The 21,946-nt window shown below is 46.5% G+C and carries 23 protein-coding genes, 1 pseudogene and 1 other annotated feature; of the genes and pseudogenes, 20 read left to right on the forward strand and 4 right to left on the reverse strand.

Annotation, left to right across the window (positions count from 1 at the left end; all coding sequences use genetic code 11):
• Positions 1-27: 27 nt before the first annotated feature.
• The 9 genes from GGR02_RS04815 to pheA all read left to right on the forward strand — a co-directional run bounded on the left by GGR02_RS04815 (position 28) and on the right by pheA (position 6,096).
• Positions 28-771 (forward strand): M23 family metallopeptidase, encoded by a 744-nt coding sequence (locus GGR02_RS04815; RefSeq protein ID WP_183183608.1) that lies wholly within the window; start codon positions 28-30, stop codon positions 769-771.
• Positions 764-1,627: a M50 family metallopeptidase gene (locus tag GGR02_RS04820; protein ID WP_183183609.1), complete on the forward strand. Its 864-nt coding sequence runs from the start codon at positions 764-766 to the stop codon at positions 1,625-1,627. The genes GGR02_RS04815 and GGR02_RS04820 overlap by 8 nt, the downstream gene beginning before the upstream one ends.
• Positions 1,628-1,743: 116 nt before the next feature.
• Positions 1,744-1,824: a sequence feature (ribosomal protein L21 leader region), on the forward strand.
• A 14-nt stretch (positions 1,825-1,838) separates the two neighbouring features.
• Positions 1,839-2,147: a 50S ribosomal protein L21 gene (gene rplU / locus GGR02_RS04825; RefSeq protein WP_183183610.1), complete on the forward strand. Its 309-nt coding sequence runs from the start codon at positions 1,839-1,841 to the stop codon at positions 2,145-2,147.
• A 10-nt stretch (positions 2,148-2,157) separates the two neighbouring features.
• Positions 2,158-2,496, forward strand: a complete 339-nt coding sequence (locus GGR02_RS04830) for a ribosomal-processing cysteine protease Prp (RefSeq protein WP_183183611.1) — start codon at positions 2,158-2,160, stop codon at positions 2,494-2,496.
• 6 nt (positions 2,497-2,502) lie between these two features.
• Positions 2,503-2,793 (forward strand): 50S ribosomal protein L27, encoded by a 291-nt coding sequence (rpmA, locus tag GGR02_RS04835; RefSeq protein ID WP_183183612.1) that lies wholly within the window; start codon positions 2,503-2,505, stop codon positions 2,791-2,793.
• 125 nt (positions 2,794-2,918) lie between these two features.
• Positions 2,919-3,461, forward strand: a complete 543-nt coding sequence (locus GGR02_RS04840; protein ID WP_183183613.1) for a sporulation initiation phosphotransferase B — start codon at positions 2,919-2,921, stop codon at positions 3,459-3,461.
• Between the two features lie 16 nt (positions 3,462-3,477).
• Positions 3,478-4,764, forward strand: a complete 1,287-nt coding sequence (gene obgE / locus GGR02_RS04845) for a GTPase ObgE (protein ID WP_183183614.1) — start codon at positions 3,478-3,480, stop codon at positions 4,762-4,764.
• Between the two features lie 22 nt (positions 4,765-4,786).
• A complete protein-coding gene (locus GGR02_RS04850; protein WP_306415776.1) occupies positions 4,787-5,230 on the forward strand; it encodes an ACT domain-containing protein in 444 nt (147 codons plus the stop codon).
• Positions 5,231-5,247: 17 nt separating this feature from the next.
• Entirely contained in the window at positions 5,248-6,096 is an 849-nt protein-coding gene (gene pheA / locus GGR02_RS04855; RefSeq protein WP_183183616.1) for a prephenate dehydratase, read from the forward strand.
• A gap of 28 nt (positions 6,097-6,124) precedes the next feature.
• On the opposite strand, the gene cdr is transcribed toward pheA, so the two are convergent.
• The 4 genes from cdr to GGR02_RS04875 form a co-directional block, all read right to left on the reverse strand.
• On the reverse strand, positions 6,125-8,551 hold the full coding sequence (gene cdr / locus GGR02_RS04860; RefSeq protein WP_183183617.1) for a CoA-disulfide reductase: 2,427 nt from the start codon (positions 8,549-8,551) through the stop codon (positions 6,125-6,127).
• Positions 8,552-8,607: 56 nt separating this feature from the next.
• Positions 8,608-8,895, reverse strand: a complete 288-nt coding sequence (locus GGR02_RS04865; RefSeq protein WP_183183618.1) for an ArsR/SmtB family transcription factor — start codon at positions 8,893-8,895, stop codon at positions 8,608-8,610.
• A 107-nt stretch (positions 8,896-9,002) separates the two neighbouring features.
• Positions 9,003-9,539, reverse strand: coding sequence for a transcription repressor NadR (locus GGR02_RS04870; protein WP_183183619.1), 537 nt, complete (start codon positions 9,537-9,539; stop codon positions 9,003-9,005).
• Complete coding sequence (locus tag GGR02_RS04875) at positions 9,536-10,675, reverse strand: IscS subfamily cysteine desulfurase (protein WP_183183620.1); 1,140 nt, start codon at positions 10,673-10,675, stop codon at positions 9,536-9,538. The genes GGR02_RS04870 and GGR02_RS04875 overlap by 4 nt, the downstream gene beginning before the upstream one ends.
• Before the next feature lie 100 nt (positions 10,676-10,775).
• Here GGR02_RS04875 and nadB point away from each other — a divergent pair, with 100 nt between their 5' ends.
• The 11 genes and pseudogenes from nadB to ruvA all read left to right on the forward strand — a co-directional run bounded on the left by nadB (position 10,776) and on the right by ruvA (position 21,946).
• Positions 10,776-12,308, forward strand: coding sequence for an L-aspartate oxidase (gene nadB / locus GGR02_RS04880; RefSeq protein WP_183183621.1), 1,533 nt, complete (start codon positions 10,776-10,778; stop codon positions 12,306-12,308).
• Positions 12,305-13,144, forward strand: a complete 840-nt coding sequence (gene nadC / locus GGR02_RS04885; protein WP_183183622.1) for a carboxylating nicotinate-nucleotide diphosphorylase — start codon at positions 12,305-12,307, stop codon at positions 13,142-13,144. The genes nadB and nadC overlap by 4 nt, the downstream gene beginning before the upstream one ends.
• Positions 13,145-13,155: 11 nt before the next feature.
• Positions 13,156-14,259 carry a quinolinate synthase NadA gene (nadA, locus tag GGR02_RS04890; RefSeq protein ID WP_183183623.1) on the forward strand — a complete coding sequence of 368 codons (1,104 nt, stop codon included), beginning with the start codon at positions 13,156-13,158 and terminating at the stop codon, positions 14,257-14,259.
• A 120-nt stretch (positions 14,260-14,379) separates the two neighbouring features.
• A pseudogene (gene safA / locus GGR02_RS17825) lies at positions 14,380-14,550 on the forward strand (SafA/ExsA family spore coat assembly protein); the annotation flags it as partial.
• A gap of 1,534 nt (positions 14,551-16,084) precedes the next feature.
• A complete protein-coding gene (locus GGR02_RS04900) occupies positions 16,085-17,026 on the forward strand; it encodes a phosphotransferase (RefSeq protein ID WP_183183624.1) in 942 nt (313 codons plus the stop codon).
• Positions 17,027-17,067: 41 nt separating this feature from the next.
• Positions 17,068-17,808, forward strand: a complete 741-nt coding sequence (gene nadE, locus GGR02_RS04905; protein WP_183183677.1) for an NAD(+) synthase — start codon at positions 17,068-17,070, stop codon at positions 17,806-17,808.
• A gap of 81 nt (positions 17,809-17,889) precedes the next feature.
• Positions 17,890-18,597, forward strand: a complete 708-nt coding sequence (locus tag GGR02_RS04910) for a YhcN/YlaJ family sporulation lipoprotein (RefSeq protein WP_183183625.1) — start codon at positions 17,890-17,892, stop codon at positions 18,595-18,597.
• Between the two features lie 96 nt (positions 18,598-18,693).
• Entirely contained in the window at positions 18,694-19,431 is a 738-nt protein-coding gene (locus GGR02_RS04915) for a YebC/PmpR family DNA-binding transcriptional regulator (protein WP_183183626.1), read from the forward strand.
• Between the two features lie 204 nt (positions 19,432-19,635).
• On the forward strand, positions 19,636-20,646 hold the full coding sequence (locus tag GGR02_RS04920) for a DUF3231 family protein (protein WP_183183627.1): 1,011 nt from the start codon (positions 19,636-19,638) through the stop codon (positions 20,644-20,646).
• A 98-nt stretch (positions 20,647-20,744) separates the two neighbouring features.
• Positions 20,745-21,227, forward strand: coding sequence for an intercompartmental signaling factor BofC (locus GGR02_RS04925; protein WP_183183628.1), 483 nt, complete (start codon positions 20,745-20,747; stop codon positions 21,225-21,227).
• Between the two features lie 125 nt (positions 21,228-21,352).
• Complete coding sequence (ruvA, locus tag GGR02_RS04930; RefSeq protein ID WP_183183678.1) at positions 21,353-21,946, forward strand: Holliday junction branch migration protein RuvA; 594 nt, start codon at positions 21,353-21,355, stop codon at positions 21,944-21,946.

Here is a 21,946-nt window from a genome sequence, read left to right on the forward strand (position 1 = left end):
AAACAGGTGGTGGAGGAATGGTGAGACATGGATAAGCGTGTGCGCGACGTTCGCAAACGAATCGAAAAACGAAAAAGAGAGAGCCGTATTTCCCGTCCGTTTGACCTGACCGACGAAGAACGATACGGGCAGCCAGTCGTTACGTATGACCGCTACGTAACGGACGAGAAACCGCCGCTTTTTCGCAAAGAACTAATTTTATTAAAAACGTTTTTTGCTGCTTGCCTCGTCTTAATAGCAGCAATCGCATTTAAAAATCCATCGGAAACGCTTCAGCCTATTCGTTCGTTCGTCAAACAGACGATGACGCAAGAATTTCAGTTTGCTGCCATTTCCAAATGGTATGAACAACAATTTGGCGAACCGCTGGCAATTTTGCCGGTGGAAAAGACGAAAAAATCGACCAATTCCCCGACCTATGCGGTTCCAGCGACAGGGCGAGTACTTGAAAAATTTACGGAAAATGGACAAGGAATTATGGTCGAAACAGACAACAATGCTTCGGTCGAAGCCATGAGCGAAGGAATCGTCATTTTCACTGGAACGAAAGAAAAAATCGGCAAAACGGTTATCATTCAACATGCGGATGGAAGTGAATCGTGGTACGGAAATTTAGGAACGATTACCGTTAAACTGTATGATTTTGTTGAAAAGGGAAAAGAAGTCGGAAAAGCGGCAAACGAAACAAATGGCGCTAAAGGGGTATTTTATTTTGCCATTAAGCAAGGCGACCGCTTCATTGACCCAATTCAGGTGGTTCCGTTTGAATAAGTACGTAGCACTACTGACGAAAGTTCATCTTCATCCGCTTTTTTGGCTGTTAAGCGGGCTGGCGGTAATGACGGCGCATTTTAAGCAGCTATTCATTTTGTTTTCCATTGTCTTCATTCATGAATTAGGGCATGCCGTTGTCGCACAACGGTTTTCGTGGCGCGTAAAGCGCATTTTATTGCTTCCGTTTGGCGGGGTAGCAGAAATGGAAGAACACGGCAATCGTCCGTTTCGCGAAGAGTTATTTGTCACCCTTGCTGGTCCAGCGCAGCACGTTTGGTTAGTTGGCGGTGCCTTACTTTTATGGAAATACGATATATTGTCGTTTGCCCATTGGCAGCTATTTTTCCATTACAACGTGGCAATTGTTGCGCTCAATCTTTTGCCCGTTTGGCCGCTTGATGGCGGCAAACTTCTTTTTCTTTTATTGACGCGCTTCCTTCCATTTAGCCGTGCGCATCGGCAAATGATTATCTACTCGTACGCCGTTTTATTTGTTGCCATTGGCGGTGTATGCTTTTTGGCAGCGAAGCAACTAGATCTTTGGGCCATTGTCGTGTTTTTGCTTTTTTCGCTATGGAAAGAATGGAAGCACCATCCGTATATCGTCATGCGCTTTTTATTGGAAAGGTATTATGGCAAAAAAGGACAATATGCAAAATGGCGTCCGTTAACCGTCGAGGAAACAGAAACAGTGTGGAACGTGCTAGATAAATTTTATCGGGGGCAAAAACATTCCATCATCGTCGTGAAGCAAGCGAAGGAACGCGCCATTTTCGATGAAAACGAACTGCTCCATGCGGCTTTCGCCGACAAGCAGCTAAACATTCCAGTCGGCAGGCTTATTTATGGATGAAAACGAGGCGGATGTATTGACAGTCCGCTTTTTTTTATGGTACTATTTTTCATGTTGTAGAAAAATTTTGTGCTGCTTTGTTGCGGACAAAATTCGGTGCAAAAATGCTAATCGCACCCGTGCTACAACCGCTCAGCGCAGGTAATAAGCGTTCGCTAATCGTGAACCGCCTCGTGCTGGCGAGTCTGAGTCTATATTAGGAGGTGCAACAATGTACGCAATTATCGAAACTGGCGGAAAACAAATTAAAGTGCAAGAAGGACAAGAAGTTTACATCGAGAAACTTGACGTTGCGGAAGGAGAAACTGTGACGTTCGACAAAGTATTATTTGTCGGCGGCGAAACAGTAAAAGTAGGAAACCCTACAGTAGAAGGCGCAACGGTAACGGCGAAAGTACAAAAGCACGGTCGTCAAAAGAAAATTATCGTGTTCAAGTACAAACCGAAAAAGAATTATCGCCGTAAACAAGGTCACCGTCAACCTTACACAAAAGTCGTGATCGAAAAAATTAACGCGTAAGGCGTCGACGATGATACATGTGGAAGTAGAGCGCACAGGCGATGGAAAAATTGTCGCGTTTACGATGAGCGGACACGCCCAATTCGCTAAGCGCGGGCAAGATATCGTATGTGCCGGAGCCTCTGCAGTGTCGTTCGGTGCGATTAATGCGGTGATGGCTTTAACGAACGTAAAGCCGCGCATTACGCAAGGAGAAAGCGGATATTTGCGCTGTGAACTTCCAAGCGTAGAAGATGCGCAAACGAACGAAAGAGTGCAGCTTCTTTTGGAAGCGATGCTCGTTTCATTACGAACGATTGAAAAAGAGTATGGGAAATATATTCGAATTGCCGACAAATCTAGGAGGTGACGAGCAATGTTAAGACTTGATCTTCAGTTTTTCGCATCGAAAAAAGGGGTAGGTTCAACAAAGAACGGCCGTGATTCTATTGCGAAGCGTCTTGGCGCAAAACGTGCAGACGGCCAATTCGTAACAGGCGGCTCTATTCTTTACCGTCAACGCGGAACGAAAGTTTACCCAGGCGTAAACGTTGGCCGCGGCGGCGACGATACACTTTATGCGAAAGTGGACGGCATCGTTCGTTTCGAACGTCTTGGCCGCGATCGCAAAAAAGTGAGCGTATACCCTGTAACGCAAGAAGCATAAGGCGTAAGAAAACTCTAACCGTGTTGGTTAGGGTTTTCTTTTTGCTTTAGCAGGGATGGTTTAGACTAGCTGTTTGACCGGCCATTTGGTATAATTTTTCTAAAAATGAATGGGTAGGAGCGCCGATGGAAAAACGATGGAGTGTGTTAGATGCGTTGCGCCATTCCCGCCACGATTGGCTGAACAAACTTCAGCTTATTAAAGGGAATTTGGCGCTCAATAAATTAGAGCGAGTGCATGAAATCATCGCTGAAATTGTGCGAGAGATGCAGCACGAATCGAAGCTGACAAATTTAAACGCCAACCGGTTTGCAGAATGGCTATTGACATACAATTGGGAAGCGCGCCATGTCGTCGTATCATACGAAGTGCTCGGAGATAACGGGGACTTATCGGCATACGATGAGGCGCTAGTAACGTGGTGCAACGCTTTTTTGCAGCAGCTTGAGCAACAAGCCGATGCCTCTGGAGAAAATCATTTGGACGTTTCGATTGAGCTAGAAGACGGTAGTGTGCGGTTGTTTTTCGACTACCGTGGCACAATAAAAGATGGTGACGCTCTAGCGACGTGGCTGGAGAGTCATCCGCCGAAAGCCCCTGTTTGTTGCGGGGAGGCGGCAATACATAAAGAAGAAATGACGGTTTTTCTTTATATTACGAACGGATAGAACGGAGGAAATACGCATGTTTGTCGATCAAGTGAAAATTTATGTGAAAGGCGGTGACGGCGGAAACGGAATGGTGGCGTTCCGCCGCGAAAAATACGTGCCAAAAGGAGGACCTGCCGGCGGCGACGGCGGCAAAGGCGGCGACGTCATTTTTATCGTCGATGAAGGGCTGCGCACGCTCATGGACTTTCGCTACCAACGCCATTTTAAAGCGCCAAAAGGGGAAAATGGCATGTCAAAAGGACAGCACGGCAAAAACGCGGAAGATTTAGTCGTCAAAATACCGCCGGGAACGGTCGTGATGGACGCGGCGACAAAGCAAGTGCTCGCCGATTTGACGGAACATGGGCAACGATTTATCGTTGCGAAAGGCGGCCGCGGGGGAAGAGGAAATATGCGGTTTGCAACCCCAGCGAATCCGGCACCGGAAATTGCCGAAAATGGCGAACCGGGCGAAGAGCGCGACGTGATATTGGAACTGAAGTTACTTGCTGACGTCGGGCTTGTCGGGTTTCCGAGCGTCGGGAAATCGACGCTGCTATCAGTCGTTTCTGCCGCAAAGCCGAAAATTGCCGACTATCATTTTACGACGCTCGTACCAAACTTAGGCGTTGTTGAAACAGATGATGGGCGCAGTTTTGTCATGGCCGATTTGCCAGGGCTCATTGAGGGAGCACATCAAGGTATCGGACTTGGTCACCAATTTTTGCGCCATATTGAACGGACGCGCGTCATCGTTCATGTCATTGACATGGCGGCGGTGGAAGGGCGCGACCCGTACGAAGATTATATCGTCATTAACGAAGAATTAAAGCAATACAATTTGCGCTTGACGGAGCGGCCGCAAATCGTTGTTGCGAATAAAATGGACATGCCAGGAGCGGAAGAAAACTTACAGGTGTTTAAGGAAAAAGTGCCACAAGACGTACCGATTTTCCCGATTTCTGCGCTTACAAGACAAGGATTGCGCGATTTGCTGTTTGCGATTGCTGATTTATTGGAAACGACGCCGGAGTTTCCGCTTCACGAAACAGAAGAGCCAGCAGTGCAGCGCGTCGTGTACAAGTTAGAGAAAGAAGAAGCGCCATTTACGATTATGCGCGATAGTGACGGAACGTTTATTTTGGCGGGAGAAAAAATTGAAAAGCTGTTTAAAATGACAGACTTTTCACGCGAGGAGTCGGTGCGCCGGTTTGCGCGGCAATTGCGCTCGCTGGGTGTCGATGAGGCGTTGCGGGAACGCGGTGCGAAAGATGGAGATGTGGTGAAGCTATTGGATTATGAATTTGAATTTGTCGACTAACGAAGCGGGAGATGAAGGGCGGGTGGATAAAAAGTTTTATTTAGTGCGAGAAGATGTGTTGCCGGAAGCGATGCGAAAAGTGTTGCAGGCAAAAGAGCTGTTAGAGCGGAAAAAAGTGAGTTCGGTGGCAGAGGCAGTGCAGCTCGTCGATGTGAGCCGCAGCGTGTTTTACAAATACCGCGATGCGGTGTTTCCGTTTCAGGCGGTCGTGAAAGAAAGCATTGTAACGTTGTTTTTTCATTTAGAAGACCGTTCCGGTACGTTGTCGAAGCTACTTACTGTTGTGGCGGCGGCCGGCTGTAATGTATTAACGATTCACCAAACAATTCCGCTGCAAGGGCGGGCGAATGTGACGATGTCGATTAGTACAAACGAGATGAAAGAAGAGCTAGAAGAGCTACTAGCGAAATTGCGCCGGCTTGAGTTTGTTGAACAAGTAGAAATCGTCGGGTCTGGTGCGTATTAGAACTAGGGGAGAGAGCGATGAAAATTGGCTATTTAGGACCGAAAGCGACATTTACTGATTTAGCGGTGACGACGATGTTTCCGTTTGCGGAAAAATACGCATACGATACGATTCCAGAGTGCATCGATGCAGTAAGTAATGGGGAAGTAGAGTTAGGGGTCGTTCCGCTGGAAAATGCGCTCGAAGGGTCGGTGAATTTAACGATTGATTATTTGATTCACGAGCAGCCGCTGCCGATTGTCGGGGAGATTATCGCCCCGATTCAGCAGCACTTAATGGTGCACCCGTATTATAAGGAGCATTGGAACGACGTGCGCGAAATTTATTCGCATTCGCACGCCATTGCCCAGTGCCATAAGTTTTTGCATACGACGTTTAAAAAAGCGAAGTACGTCTATATGACGTCGACAAGCGCAGCTGCAAAATTCGTAAGCGAACATCCGCACCTGCCGATTGCTGCCATTGCAAACGAAATGGCAGCGAAAGAGTATGGCTTAGAAATCGTAAAAGCTAACATTCACGACTACGACTATAACCATACGCGCTTTATTATCGTGCGCAAACAAAACGAAGAGCTATCGCTTCAATCGACGCTTTATGCCGGCGATAAAACGACGCTCATGATCGCGCTGCCGAAAGACCAAGCGGGTGCCTTGCACCAAGTGCTGTCCGCCTTTGCCTGGCGCCGTCTAAATTTAACGAAAATCGAATCCCGTCCGGCGAAAACGGGCTTAGGAAACTATTTTTTTATTATTGACATCGATCAAAAAATGGACGATGTGCTTATCCCAGGCGCGATTGCCGAACTCGAAGCGCTCGACTGCACCGTGCAAGTGCTGGGGAGTTATCCGTACTACATCATTTAGAAAACCCCCAGTCGCACTGGGGGTTCTTTTAGATGAACAAATTCAATCCCGCTTCTTCGGCATCGCCTAAGTAGGTTGCGACGCCGCCGATTTCAATGCCGTCAATAAGCTCTCCTTTTTTAATGCCCATAATGTCCATGGACATCGAGCAAGCGACAAGTTTGACGCCGGCTGCCATCGCGTTTTTCATCAACGTTTCGATGCTGTCGACGTTTTTCTTTTCCATGACGTATTGAATCATTTTTGGACCCATGCCGGCCATGTTCATTTTCGAGAGCGGGAGGTCATGAACGCCTTTTGGCATCATCATGCCAAACATTTTTTCGAGCAAGTCTTTGTCAACAGGCGGCGCATCTTTTTTGCGTAAAACGTTCAATCCCCAGAACGTAAAGAACATCGTTACTTTTTTGCCCATCGCTGCCGCCCCTGAGGCGATGATAAACGAAGCGATTGTTTTATCTAAATCGCCGCTAAAGACAATAATTGTCGCTCCGTCTTTTTTCGCTATGGTGTTTTGCGGCACGCCTTTTCCTTTTTGAATGTATGCTTTAAATTGTTTATTTTCAAACGTTGTTTTTAGTAGTGTATTGCCGGTTTTGTCGCACCATGACTGAATATCGCGCGTAAAGCCAGGGTCTGTCGCTTTTACTTCTAAAATATCCCCCTCTTTTAATTGTTCCATTGTTTTGTATACTTTCATAATTGGTCCAGGGCATTGCAATCCGCATGCATCGAGCGTTGTTGTTGCTTGAATGTTCATCGCTGTTGCACTCTCCGTTTTTTGTTCTAGTTGCTTTGGCTGTTCGATGTTCGCATAAACAGCAGAATACGTTTTATATCCGCCATCTAAGTTTTTGACGCGGTAGCCACGCTGCATTAAAATTCGTGCTGCTAAATAGCCGCGAAGTCCGACTTGGCAATAGACGTAAATCGTTTCGTCTTTTGGTAATTCGTTTAGTCGTTTGCGCAACTCGCCAAGCGGGATATTGACGGACGTTGGAATTGCTCCCATCTCGCGTTCCATCGGTTCACGAACATCGAGAAGAAAGGCGCCATTTTCGATTAAGTCATTTACTTCATCCCATTGCACCGTTTCAACCATCTCTTCGATTAAGTTCGTCGCTACATATCCTGCCATATTCACAGGATCTTTCGCAGATGAATACGGTGGAGCGTATGCCAATTCTAAATCCGGAAGATCAAAGACAGTTAATCCACCTTTAATAGCAGTTGCGAGAACATCGATTCGTTTATCTACCCCATCGTATCCAACCGCTTGCGCCCCAAACAATTTTCCGGTTTTTCGGTCAAATAATAGTTTCAACGCAACTGGAAACGCACCAGGATAGTAGCTAGCATGGGAATATGGATGAATATGCAACACCTCATATTCGATGCCAAGCCGTTTTAATGTCTTTTCATTATTTCCCGTTGCTGCAACGGTCATATCGAATACTTTGGCAATTGCTGTTCCGAGCGTTCCGCGATAGCGCACGTTTCGTCCATTGATATGATCCGCTACGATGCGTCCTTGCCGGTTTGCTGGCCATGCCAACGGAATATGGGTTGGTGTTCCGGTAACATAGTCTTTCACTTCAATGGCATCGCCGATAGCGTAAATCGATGGGTCAGACGTTTGTAAATATTCATTCACTTGAATGCCACCACGTTCGCCAATGGCAAGCCCTGCCCGTTTGGCGAGTTCGTTTTCGGGTTTGACGCCGATAGCGAGAATGACTATATCGGCTTCTAACATCGTCCCACTCGTTAAACGAACGACTTGTCCACGATTTTCAAATGCCGCGACGCCATCTTCTAATATTAGGCGGACTCCTTTGTCACGAATGTGCTGATGAAGAATGGCTGCCATTTCATAATCAACCGGTGCCATGATTTGTTTAGCAGCTTCGACAAGCGTCACTTCTAAGCCGCGCTCCCATAAGTTTTCTGCCATTTCAATTCCGATAAATCCACCACCGATGACAACCGCTTTCTTTGGCTGTTTTTCATCGACGTACGCTTTGATGCGGTCTGTATCTGGAATGTTGCGAAGTGTAAAAACATGTTCCGCTTCTTCGATTCCAGGAATCGCTGGTTTGATCGGGCTAGCACCTGGCGATAAAACGAGATAGTCATAAGACTCTTCGTACGTTTTTTCTGTTGGTAAATGTTTTACCGTCACTGTTTTTCGCTCACGGTTAATATCGACAACTTCGCTTAGCGTGCGGATATCAAGGTTAAACTTTTCCGCCATTCCTTCTACCGTTTGCACAAGCAGCGCTTCACGTTCTGCAATAGTGCCACCGATATAATATGGAAGCCCACAGTTGGCAAAGGAAATATATTCTCCACGTTCAAACATGACTATTTCTGCTTCTTCATCCAATCGACGCAAGCGCGCAGCTGTTGTTGCTCCACCTGCAACCCCACCGACAATGATAATTTTTTTACTCATGATGACTCCTCCTTGACGTTTTATTTATATATTCAAATAATACGATATACTAACGATTAAAAAAGAATGGCCATTAGCTGTTTCACCGTTTGGTTATGAACGCGGTAAATGACTTCTACCCCTTGCCGTTCGGCGCTGACGATATTTTCTGCTTTTAGTTTCGCTAAATGTTGCGAAATTGTCGATTGCGGTAACTTTAAACAATGCTGCATCGTCGAGACGTTGCATCCGCCTTTTTCTATCAACCCTTTCACGATACAAAGCCGAACGGGATGAGCAAGCGCCTTTAATAACTCGGCTTGTTCTACATACATGTTTTGCTCTTGACGATACGTATCCATCATCGCTTTTTCCTCCTTACATTGTGAATTGTATCACAAATATACGTATAGGTGTTTGACAAATATGTGAAAAACCGGATCGCTTACGAAGCATCCGCAAGCGAATCCGGTCATTCGATGAGAAATCCTGCTTGTTGCAAAGCGAAACAAGCAGCGTTAAGTTTTGCAGGAGAGTCCGCTTCAAGTGTATGCAAATGCGTGCCGTCTGTCAGTTGCAGCAAATACGAAGCGTTCGTTTCTTTAATTTTTTGAATGAATTGGTCAACTTCAAGGCGGTTGCTGACCATGACGGAAGCGGTTAAGTCGCCGTAGACAGGGTGCTCGATTTTGACGTCTTTGACGGTGACGCCGTGGTCGACGATTAAATAAAGCTCTTCTTTCGTCTGTTCTGGTGTATGGAAGCAAGCGACGACGCGCGTGTACGTTTCATTTTTAGCTGGTGTTTTTAAATATAAATAGCCTTGGCTTGTCGCAATAATCGGTTCATTCCGCGCCTTTAATAGCGAAATATCTTGTACGATCACTTGCCGGCTGACGTTCGTTTTCGCGGCTAATTCCGCTCCCGTCAACGGCTCATTGCTTTCTTTTAGCCATTGCAAAATAAATTGGCGACGCTGTTCTCCGAAAATTTTTTTCTCCTCTTTCAATTGCTTTTTCCCACCTTTCGCTTTTGACAAATCGTTTCTAACACAGCAACGAATTGAGCGAGTTGGTCTTTCGTCGTCAGTTTGCCGAGCGAAATGCGGACAAATTGTTTCGCTTCTTCCGCTTCTTTGCCAATCGCAATCATCGTTCGTGATGGCGCTTGTTTTCCGACTTGACAAGCGCTTCCTGTCGAAATGGCAAAGCCGTAACGGTTGCATTCAAGCATCGTATATTGTCCTTCGATGCCGTGAACGGAAAATCCGATAATATTTGGTAAATGCGCCTCTGGGTGTCCTTCAATGGTAATGGGCAATTCTTTTACTCGTGAAAGAAAATATTGCCGAAGCGCTTCTAATCGCGTGTTTTCTTCCATAAGCCCGCTACATATTTGTTGGGCAGCAGTAACAAATGCAGCAATCCCAGGCACATTGACCGTTCCGGGACGAAACCCTGATTCGTGTGTCGCGTTGAGAAAGCAAGGCGTCCATTTGATGCGTGGGTCGATATAGACGGCACCGACTCCTTTTGGTCCGTAAATTTTATGGGCAGAAATGGATAAGCTATCAATGCCCATCGCTTGGACATCTACTTGTATTTTACCAAATGTTTGCACACAATCGCTATGAAAGATAACGCCGTTTTTTCGTAAAATTTTCCCGATGTCAGCAATCGGCTGCACCGTCCCGATTTCGGAGTTAGCATGATGAATCGACGCGAAAATCGTTTCGTTTGTAATCGCCCGTTCTAACTCCGCTAAATCGATGCGTCCGAAGCGGTCGACAGACAAATAAGTCACGTCGTATCCTTCTGTTTCTAGCTGCTGGAATAAATGATAAAGGGAAGCATGTTCTGTCGCTGTTGTAATCAGATGGTTTCCTTTATGCCGATGGGCTTCGATGATAGAGCGAACGGCGAGAATATTCGATTCGCTTCCGCCGCTCGTAAAATAAATCCCTTTTTCTTCTCCGTTCATCAATTCCGCAAGCTGTTTCCGACAAATCGAAAGCAAACGAGCGGCATCGCTGCCGATGTCGTGCAAACTGCTAGAGTTGCCAAAATACGTTTTCGCTACTTCTGCATAAACGGCGAGCGCTTCTTCACTCATCGGTGTCGTGGCAGCAAAATCAAGATAAATCATACGTACTCCCTCGCATTTGGAAAAATAAAAGTCTTGTCATCAGTTTAATTATATGTCAATATAGGTGTCAAGACAGTAAAAAATAACAGGGGGCTTACGTATGCCAGAAGCGGATGTCATTATTGTCGGCAGCGGTCTAGCGGCGCTTATGACAGCCTATCACTTGCATAAGCATAAAAATGTGATAATTTTCACAAAAACCAAACAAGAAGAAAGCAATTCATGGCTTGCCCAAGGAGGAGTGGCGGCTGCGATTGCGAAAGAGGACGATTGGCGACTGCATTATGAAGATACATTAATCGCCGGCGCTTTCCATAATGACGAGCAAGCGGTCGAAATACTCGTTCGGGAAGGACCCGTTCGGCTATTAGAACTTGTGAAAGAAGGACTGCAATTTGATATCGATGAAACCGGACAGTTCCAGCTCGGTAACGAAGGAGCACATAGCCGCCGCCGTATTTTGCACGCTGGTGGCGACCAAACAGGAAAAGCGCTCGTTTCGTTTTTGCTTGAAAACGTACGCGGAAAAGTAACGATCATCGAAGGGGAAAGCGTCACCGACCTTCTTGTGCAAAACGGCCGCTGTGTTGGTGTAAAAACGAGAACGGGTACTTATGATGCAAACGCGGTCGTTCTTTCGACCGGTGGCTGCGGCAATGTGTTCGCGTTTACATCGAATGCCCCGACTGCGACAGGCGATGGCATCGCTTTAGCGTATCGAGCAGGTGCGGTCGTTAGCGATATGGAATTTATTCAGTTTCATCCGACGATGCTTTATGTCGATGGAAAAGCGGTAGGACTTGTTTCCGAAGCAGTGCGCGGGGAAGGTGCGATTCTCGTGACAGAGGACGGTAAACGGCTCATGGAAGATGGGCATCCGCAGCGCGATTTAGCCCCGAGAGATATCGTCGCTCGAGCGATTCATGCGGAAATGATAAGAGGGGGACGCGTGTATTTAGACATTTCGATGATTCCTCATTTCCGTACGCGTTTTCCGACGATTGCCGCCATGTGCGAAGCGCACGGGATTGATGTAAACGACGGAAAACTTCCGGTCGTCCCAGGCGCGCATTTTTTAATGGGTGGTATTCAAACCGACTTAACGGGAAAAACATCGCTTCCTGGTTTATACGCCGTTGGCGAAGCTGCCTGTACAGGCGTGCACGGGGCGAATCGGCTAGCGAGCAACTCGCTTTTGGAAGGAATCGTGTTTGGGGCAAGGCTTGCGGAAACGTTGCGTAACGAGCAACCAAACCGGTTGGAATGCTCCGTTTACGAGGCAGTGCCGTTTACAAAACCACTCCCGTCGGTTTCTGACATTCAAGCGATAATGATGAAACATGTCGGCATTGTAAGGGATGAAATAAGTTTAACAACGGCGAAACAATGGTTCGAACAGTTTTCCATTCACGAACTAATTGCTTCCGATTGGTCGCTGTTTAACGAAGAACAACGGACTGCTGCTTCTTTACTACTCACCGGCTGGCTGATTACGACATCGGCGCTAAAGCGCACGGAAAGCCGCGGGGGGCATTATCGCTCGGATTTCCCAAAAGAAGACGATGGGTGGAAAAAACGGCGCATTAAACGGACAAAAGAGGAACTTTTCGCACAGATAGGGGGAAAAGGATGAATTCGCTGAAATTGCAGCAGATGTTGCAACAGTTTTTTCTTGAAGATATTGGCGAGCGCGACGTAACGACAGAAACGATTTTTCCAAGCGACCAGCAAGCAACGGGCGTATTTTTAATCAAAGAAGACGGCGTCTTTTCGGGAAGGGACGTGCTTGTCACTGGCTATCGCTTGCTTGACCCGTCGATTGCCGTGACGCTTTATAAACGAGACGGAGAGTTAGTAAAAAAAGGCGAAATCGTCGCCGAAGTTTCCGGTCCGATCGCCCCGCTGTTAACCGGTGAGCGCGTCATTTTAAATCTCATGCAGCGCATGAGCGGCATCGCGACGCTCACTCATCGAGCGGTGACCATTTTAAATAGCAACCATACGCGCATTTGCGATACAAGAAAGACAACGCCAGGACTGCGCATGCTTGAAAAATATGCGGTAACGTGCGGCGGCGGATACAACCATCGGTTTGGACTGTATGATGCGGTCATGATTAAAGATAACCATATTGCGTTTTGCGGTTCGATTATAAAAGCGGTAGAAGTGGCGCGCGCTCGCCTTGGTCATATGGTGAAAATCGAAGTCGAAACAGAAACGAAAGAACAAGTGATCGAAGCAGTAGAAGCAGGAGCGGACGTCATTATGTTTGACAACCGAACGCCGGAAGAAATAAAAGCGTTTGTCGAGCTTGTCCCGCCATCTATCATTACCGAAGCATCGGGCGGTATTACGCTTGAAAATTTGGCGCAGTACGGCGATACGGGCGTCGATTATATTTCGTTAGGGACGTTAACCCACTCTGCGAAGGCGTTAGATATTAGCTTTAATATTAAAGGTTGGAAGTAGGGGGAGAAACGATGAACGTATTGGAAATGATGAAAAAGCAAGACGATATGCCAGAAGTATATAAAACGATGAGCGTCGAAGCAATGGAAGCGCGCGTGCGGGAGATTAAAGAAAAGCTAGGCGACCGGCTATTCATCCCTGGTCACCATTACCAAAAAGATGAAGTCATTCAATTTGCCGATGCGACCGGGGATTCATTGCAACTTGCTCAAGTGGCAGCGAAAAACAAACAAGCAGAATACATCGTCTTTTGCGGTGTTCATTTTATGGCAGAAACGGCTGATATTTTGACAAGCGATGAACAAAAAGTCATTTTACCAGATATGCGCGCGGGCTGTTCAATGGCGGATATGGCGGAGTTAGCGCAAGTGGAACGGGCATGGCCGATGTTACAAGAGCTGTTTGGCGATACGATTTTGCCGCTGACGTATGTGAACTCGACGGCAGCAATTAAAGCGTTTGTCGGACGCAACGGCGGAGCGACGGTCACCTCGTCGAACGCCGACAAAATGGTTGCATGGGCGTTTACCCAAAAAGAACGCATCTTTTTCTTGCCAGATCAACATTTAGGAAGAAATACTGCCTATAAGCTAGGAGTAGCGCTAGAGAAAATGGCGGTTTGGGATCCATTGACCGATACGTTGCAATACGAAGGCGATATAAACGAAGTGAAAGTCATTCTTTGGAAAGGACACTGTTCCGTCCATGAAAACTTTACGGTGAAACATATTGAACATATTCGCCAAACAAAACCGGACATGAACATTATCGTCCATCCAGAATGTAGCTGGGAAGTCGTGCAGCAGTCCGACTATGCCGGCTCGACAAAATACATTATTGAAACGATTCGTAACGCTCCAGCGGGAAGCAAATGGGCGATCGGGACAGAGATGAACTTAGTCAATCGCTTAATTCAACAACACCCGGATAAAGAAATTATTTCGCTTAATCCATATATGTGTCCATGTTTAACAATGAACCGTATTGACTTGCCGCATTTTCTTTGGGCGTTGGAGTCGTTAGAACAAGGGAAAATCATCAATCAAATTACTGTTCCTGCGTCCATCGCAGCAGATGCGGTAAAAGCGTTAGAGCGAATGCTTGCACGCGCCTAAAAGGTGTCCATTTGGACGCCTTTATTTTTTTATCATAAAATCAGCAACTAGCTCATAAGTTATGTTGAAGGATGATGGCGAAATGGTATATAAACCGTGTGGGTGTAGGAGGGGAACGGAGTGAAAATCCATATTGTCCAAAAAGGCGATACACTTTGGAAAATTGCCCAAAAATATGGGGTCGATTTTGAAGCGTTGAAAAAAATAAATGGCCATTTAAGCGATCCAAATTACATTATGCCTGGAATGAAAATAAAAATTCCAACTGCCGGCGTTCCGGTGAAAAAAGAAGTGCAGAAAAAAGAAACGGTCGTTCATATGCACCCGAAAAAAGAAGAACCAATCGAACATCCATATGCCGAAGCGAAGCCGTTTGTTTCGTTTAACATAGAGGCAGAAATAGCTCCGAACGTCAATGTGAACCCGAAAGCAAAGGAAACGCCAAAAGAAGCAAACATGAACGCCAATCCATCGGTGAATGAAGCAGCGAAAGCACCAAACATGAATGCCAATCCGCCGATGAACGAAGCAGCGAAAGCGCCGAACATGAACGCCAATCCGTCGATGAACGAAGCAGCGAAAACGCCAAATATCCAACAGCCACTACCAGAGCCGCCAAAAGCGCCGATCGCACAAAAACCAAAAGAACCGGCGGCAGAGAAAAAAGAACTACCGAAAGCGCCGGCAAAAGAGCCGGAGAAAGCTCCGCTAGAAAATGTGACAAATGATAAGAAGCCGGCGGAAGCTCCGTATACAATTCCGCCCGTTTCGTCTAAGCCGTACGCGCATTGGAACATGCCACCGCTTCCGCCAAAGCCAGCAAATATTTTGCCAAACATGATGAAGCCGGAGGTAGAAGATGTGGAAAGTCCAGAAAAACCCGTTCATCACGACGCGCCGCCAGAACTTCCAGCCGTTCCATACGTTCCGATGTGGCCGCAGCAACAATGGGGAGCGAATCAAGCAAATCAGCCAAATGAGCCAGCGAATCCGCAAACGCAGCCGCAAGAACATTGCGTTCCGGTCACGCCTGTCATGCCTGGCTATGGATTTTATTATCCACCAATGCCATTTGCGGGCTATCCAGCTGCACCAATGCCGATGCAAGTAGAAAGCAGCTCGCACATGTTTCCAGGTATTCATGAAAGCAGCGAATCACATGGTTGGATGCCGCCAGCTCCACCAGCGGGAACGCAGTATCCGACGCCATCAGGAGGAATGCAATACCCGCCAGCAGGAATGCCGTATCCGACGCCATCGGGAGGGATGCAATACCCGCCAGCAGGAATGCCGTATCCAACGCCATCGGGAGGGATGCAATACCCGCCAGCAGGAATGCCGTATCCGACGCCATCAGGAGGAATGCAATATCCGCCAGCGGGAATGCCGTATCCGACGCCATCGGGAGGGATGCAATACCCGCCAGCAGGAATGCCGTATCCAACGCCATCAGGAGGAATGCAATATCCGCCAGCAGGAATGCCGTATCCAACGCCATCAGGAGGAATGCAATATCCGCCAGCGGGAATGCCGTATCCGGCGCCATCAGGAGGAATGCAATATCCAATGGCACCGCCTGGAGGGATGCAGTCCCCAGAAATATCACCAACGGATGAGCAATATCAAGCGCCAGCGCCAACAGCCGGAATGACGTCACCGCCAGCAGGGGATGCGCCGCTGCCGCCAAGTTACGGAGGTTCGCCACAATATGCACCATATTATCCACAACCTCAAGTGCCTAGTTTTTCAGCACCGTTTGCGCCAATGCCACCGCAGCCGTCTGCATTTCCGCCAAGCCCACAGCAACTGTTTATGATGCCGCAATATGGCGAAAGCAGTGAGCACGATGAATAAACAACAAAGAGACGATGGCTGGCATCGTCTCTTCCTCTTTCTTGAAAACGAGTACGGGGTAAAAGTACAAAAATGTACCGTGATTAAACCGCATGTGTTCCTTATAGAAACGAGCCGTGGAAAAAAGGTGGTAAAAAAATACCACACGTTTTTGGAAGCATCGAGACAACAAATGCTTTCGCGACTATTAAAAGCGGAAGGATTTCTCGCCATGCCTTCTATTGAAGGGGTTATTTCGTTCGTAGACGATTACTGGACGGTACAACCATATATTCAAGCGCATCGTTCATTTGATTACCGCATCGAAAAAGATCGAGAGGATAGTTTGACATTGCTTCGTACGTATCATGCTTTTTCCGAGCCGTTCGTACGTCATCCGTTTTTTCCGACGATGGTACCGCGTTATTTTTTATACGAGAAGTGGCTAGAGCGATATAGACGGTTTCTTTCTATGTTGCCAGCGTTACAGCGGTTAATGAAAAAGGAAGAGCTCTCGTTTGTTTTCTCGTGCGCTGAGGCGTTTTTTACGTATTTTCCTTCTTATCGTTCGGCATTTTTCGCGGAACAAACGACGATGATTCACGGCGATGTTGCCTCACATAATTTTTTGCGCACGGAAACACGTAGTTATTTAATCGACTATGATTTACTTGCGATTGCGCCACCTGCCGTTGATTATTTGCAATACATAAGCCGCGTCATGCCGCACGTTCAATGGTCAGTGGCGTTTTTAACACAACATCCAATGCTGCGGACGTTCATGGAAAACCCGTGGTTTTTAGCGGCGCTTTTATTTCCGGCGGACGTGATGCGTGAATGTCGATGGATCGTTCAGCGTAACGTGCCGTTTACGATTTCACAGTTTGATTACCGCAAACAGTTTGTGCAAAAAATCATGAATATGATAAGATAGCGTATATGCCATTTTTCGTGAAAGGGAGTCAGATCGAGATGATGGAACAAAAAATTGAGAAATTGATTGCGTGGCTTCGTGAACAAGTGCACAATGCGGGGTTAAACGGAGCGGTCGTCGGCATTAGTGGCGGCATTGATTCAGCGGTAGTGACGCATTTAATTAAGCGGGCGTTTCCAAACGATTCGCTTGGGCTGATTATGCCGTGCAAAAGCAATCCGAAAGATAAAGAAGATGCGCTAAAAGTGGTGGCAAGTTGCGGCATTAAGCACCTTGAGATAGACTTAACAGAAACGCATCAAACGTTATTTCGCGAAATTGAAAAACAGCTGAAAGAAAAAGGGGAATGGAACGAGGAAGCAGCAAAGCTTGGCGACGCAAATACGAGAGCGCGTCTACGCATGACGACATTGTATGCCGTTGCGAATAACTACGGCTATCTTGTCGTCGGAACAGACAATGCGGCGGAGTGGCATACCGGTTATTTCACGAAATACGGCGATGGCGGCGTCGATTTAGTTCCGCTCGTTCATTTTACGAAAGGAGAAGTGCGCGAAATGGCGCGTATTCTCGGCGTTCCAGAAGAAATTATTACGAAAGCGCCAAGCGCAGGGCTTTGGGAAGGACAAACGGACGAAAGCGAAATGGGAACGACATACGAAATGATTGATAAATATTTAAAAGGCGAAGACATTCCGGAAAAAGACCGACAAATTATTGAACGGCTACATAACCGTTCCCACCATAAACGCCAATTGGCAATTGCACCGCCAAAATTTTAATCGTTCGATGAGTAAACCCTCTCGTATTTGCCAAGCTAAAAATGGACCACTGGTCCGATGGCAAATAAGGGGGGTTTTTCGTTGAGAAAAACGATCGCAATAGTAGGTGCTATTTGCTGTATCGGGGGACTCGCGGCATGTGCGAACTATGCAGAGGATAGAAATCCTCGTTATCGCGATGCTGCCCGTCCGATCGGATATTATTCCACCGATCACGATCAATATATGTACGGCCGTTACGGCACAAACCGTGAAAATGACGGAAATGCGTATATGATGGACAATCAAAACGGCCCGCTCGCTGATTTATTAAACGTCGATATGACGGGGCGCTACACAAAGCGAACGAATCCAACGCTTCCGCTTCCAGCTAATTTTGGCGTAGCCGATAAAAATTACCACGGGCATTTAAACCCGATGACTGCCAAAACGCATCCGTCGTATTATGACCATTATGACGGGCGGTTAGCGGAAACGGTCGCTCATCAAGCGATGAAGGTGAGAAACGTGACCGATGCGCGTGCGCTCGTCTATAAAGGACATGTGCTCGTAGCAGTCGCAACGAACGCTTCTGACACAACCCGTGTTGAACAACAAGTCGCCAAAACGGTAGCGCCGTATACGAAAGGAAAACATGTGCGCGTCGTTTCCAATCCAAGCGTATTTCAACGCGCACGCGTCATCGACAACAACATTCGCTACGGTCGTCCGTTTTCAGAAATCGAACGCGAGTTAAAAACGATTTTTTATAAAGGGGAAATCATCGAGCACCCAGCCAATACCCGATAGAGATGCCTTATAGGCATCTCTATGCTATTTTACCGTTGGCGGATTTTTTGCTATAGTAGTATCGGAAATTTCGTGTCATGAGAGGAGAAATTCACAATGGCTGGACATTCCAAATGGAAAAATATTCAACGGCGGAAAAATGCCCAAGATGCTAAACGCGGAAAAATATTTATGAAATTGGCGAAAGAAATTTACGTTGCCGCAAAAATGGGAGGCGGTGACCCGAGCACGAACGCCAGCTTGCGCCTCGTCATTGAAAAAGCGAAAGCAGCAAACATGCCGAACGAAAATATTGAACGTGCGATTAAAAAAGCGACGGGAAACCAAAATCATGCCAACTACGAAGAAATTCGCTACGAAGGATACGGCCCGGGCGGCGTAGCGGTGATGGTCGTGTGTTTAACAGACAATAAAAACCGTACTGCATCAAACGTGCGCGTCGCGTTCTCGAAAAATGGAGGAAACCTTGGGGAAACGGGGTGCGTATCGTATTTATTTGAACGGAAAGGGTTGCTTGTTATCGCCCGAGAAGAGTTAGACATCGAAGAAGACGATATGCTTCTTCAAGCGATTGAAGCGGGAGCAGAAGAGATGGAAACGACGGACGATTCATTTGAAATTTATACCGCCCCTGAACAGTTTGAAGACGTGAAAAACGCGTTAGCAGCGAACGGCTTTACGTTCGTTGATGCCCAAATTACAATGGTTCCACAAACATATACGAAATTAACCGGCGACGACTTAACAAAAATGTTAAAATTAATCGACATGTTAGAAGACGATGACGACGTCCAAGAAGTGTACCACAACTTAGACGAATCCGATATGGAGTAGAAACCGCTAGAAGAAGCGGTTTCTTTTTTTAAAGGTAGTAGAAAATTTTACGATGAGGTGGGGAGCTGTCTAGCTCCAAGCGCCATGGACAACCCCTCCTCGGTGGGGTTTGTGCGATCTTCGCCGATAGGCGGGCGCTTTACGCTTTTCTTACATATTTTTTTCGTTCGCGAACATACTAATGGCAAATGGGAGGGATGGATAATGACAACAAAAACAATACGGTTAACAAGTGCCGAGGTTGCGAATAGTTGGCACACATATATGTACGACAGTATGGTTGAGTGCGTGATGACGCATTTTAAACGAACCGCAGAAGATGCAGAAGTGAAAATGATAGTAGAGAAACTGATTCAGCTCGTACAAAAACATCTTCAGGCATTAGAAAAGCTATTTCGCGAAGAAGGAATGGCAAAACCAGATGGCTTTCCAGTCGCCAAACATGTGAACATCGATGCACCGAAGCTTTTCTCCGACGTCTTTTATTTAGAATATATTAACCAAATGACGCAATTTAAAATTTCATCACATATGACATCCATTGTCATGGCTTCTCGCGACGATATTCAACGATTATTTACGGAATTTATTCAAGAGGCGATTGAGTTAAATGCTAGCGTGCGTACGGTGATGAAAGAAAAAGGGGTGCATATTCGCCCGCCATATATGGAGTATCCAAAGAAAGTCGATTATGTTGAAAAGCAAAGCTTTTTAACGGGATGGCTCGGACGTCGCCGACCGCTGTTGGCAGTAGAAGCGGCGTATTTAGTGATGAACTCCATCAATAACGAAATCGCCAAATCGACGCTTATCGGCTTTGCTCAAGTGACGAAAGACCCGGATATTCGCAATTTCTTTATTCGCGGACAACGAGTCACGTCGGATATTATCATTTCGATTTTTGACGTGCTGCAAGAAAACGATATCCCTGCATCAATGACATGGGATACGGTCGTCAACGATTCGACAGTTGCGCCATTTTCGGAGCAACTGATGCTCTTTTTAATTCATACGTTGTCCGGTTTAGGGATTGCCATGTACGGGCAAGCGTTGGCGCTGACGATGCGCAGAGATTTAGCGGCATTATATGCGGCGTTTGTGGCGAAAGCGGGGGCATATGCGGAAGACGGTGTCAATCTAATGATTGAACGCGGCTGGCTCGAACAGCCTCCTCATTTTCTCGACCGCGAACGGTTAGTGAAAGAGTCAAATTAACGATGCCCGCATGTTGTGGGCATTTTTTTGGATAAAATTTCAACAGCTGGCGAAACTACAAATGAGCAAGATATTTTTCAACTAAGAGGGGGAACAACATGCGAACGGTGAGCGCGTGCTTTTTATTGGTCGTTTCCTTATTTATCGCTTCTTCGTATACAGCAGCACAGTCACCTATGCAACTAACGATTTTATTAGAGCGAATGTATTTAGACGGACAAGTAAGTGAAGAAATTCGCAAAGAAACGGTCATGTCGATGCATGAAATATGGAAAAAGTATAGCGATTGGCAGCTCGTTGATTTAGATGACAAGCAAATCGTTTTTCAAAAAACGATAAACGACATTTCGCCATTAGCAAAAGCAAATGGTTATTTTGGCTTAACGAAAGACGGGACTTTGTCCATTTTTGAAGGAAAGCCGACGCCGTCCTCACGCATTATCCAATCGTTTTTTCAAATTGATGTAAAAAAATTAGAAAGCCGAAAACAACAACAGCTGAAAAAAGGCATTCGCGTTGTTTCGAAAGCGCGGTACGAAGACATTTTAGCCACTTACCGCCCGTTTGCCCTCACCGAATAAAAGGCTTATCGAACGATAAGTCTTTTTTGTATGCAGAGCAGTCGCTGTTAGAGAGAGAATATACATTCGCTTTTTTTTCTGGATGTGGTACAATGAGAAACAGTGAGAAAGAGAGGGGAACGGTGTTGATTGAGTTTGTCCGCGGAGTAGTGGATTATGTTTGTCCAGAATATATTGTAATCGAAACGAACGGGGTTGGCTATCAAATTTTTACCCCCAATCCGTTTTCGTTTCAGCCAGACCGTGATACAATCGTGACGGTCTATACATATCAATACGTGCGCGAAGATATCATGGCGTTATACGGGTTTCGAACGCGCGAAGAACGGACGCTGTTCGCGAAACTATTACAAGTATCTGGCATCGGACCAAAGGGAGGATTAGCGATTTTAGCCGCAGGAGAGCCAACACAGCTTGTCAATGCAATTGAAGCAGAAAACGAAGCATTTTTATGCAAATTCCCTGGCGTCGGAAAAAAAACAGCGCGGCAAATGATTCTCGATTTAAAAGGAAAATTGGCGCACATTGCTACAGATGTTGCTGATTTCTCTCATTGGACCGAGCGAGAACAAGAAACAGCGCTCGCAGAAGCGATCGAGGCGTTAAAAGCGCTTGGCTATGCGGAGCGGGAAATTCGTAAAATCGAACCATTTTTAAAAACGGAAACGATGTCTACCGACCAGTATATTAAGCGCGCGTTGCAGCTATTATTAAAGTAA

Origin of the sequence: Anoxybacteroides voinovskiense (genome assembly GCF_014196205.1) — a bacterium.
GTDB lineage: Bacteria > Bacillota > Bacilli > Bacillales > Anoxybacillaceae > Anoxybacteroides > Anoxybacteroides voinovskiense.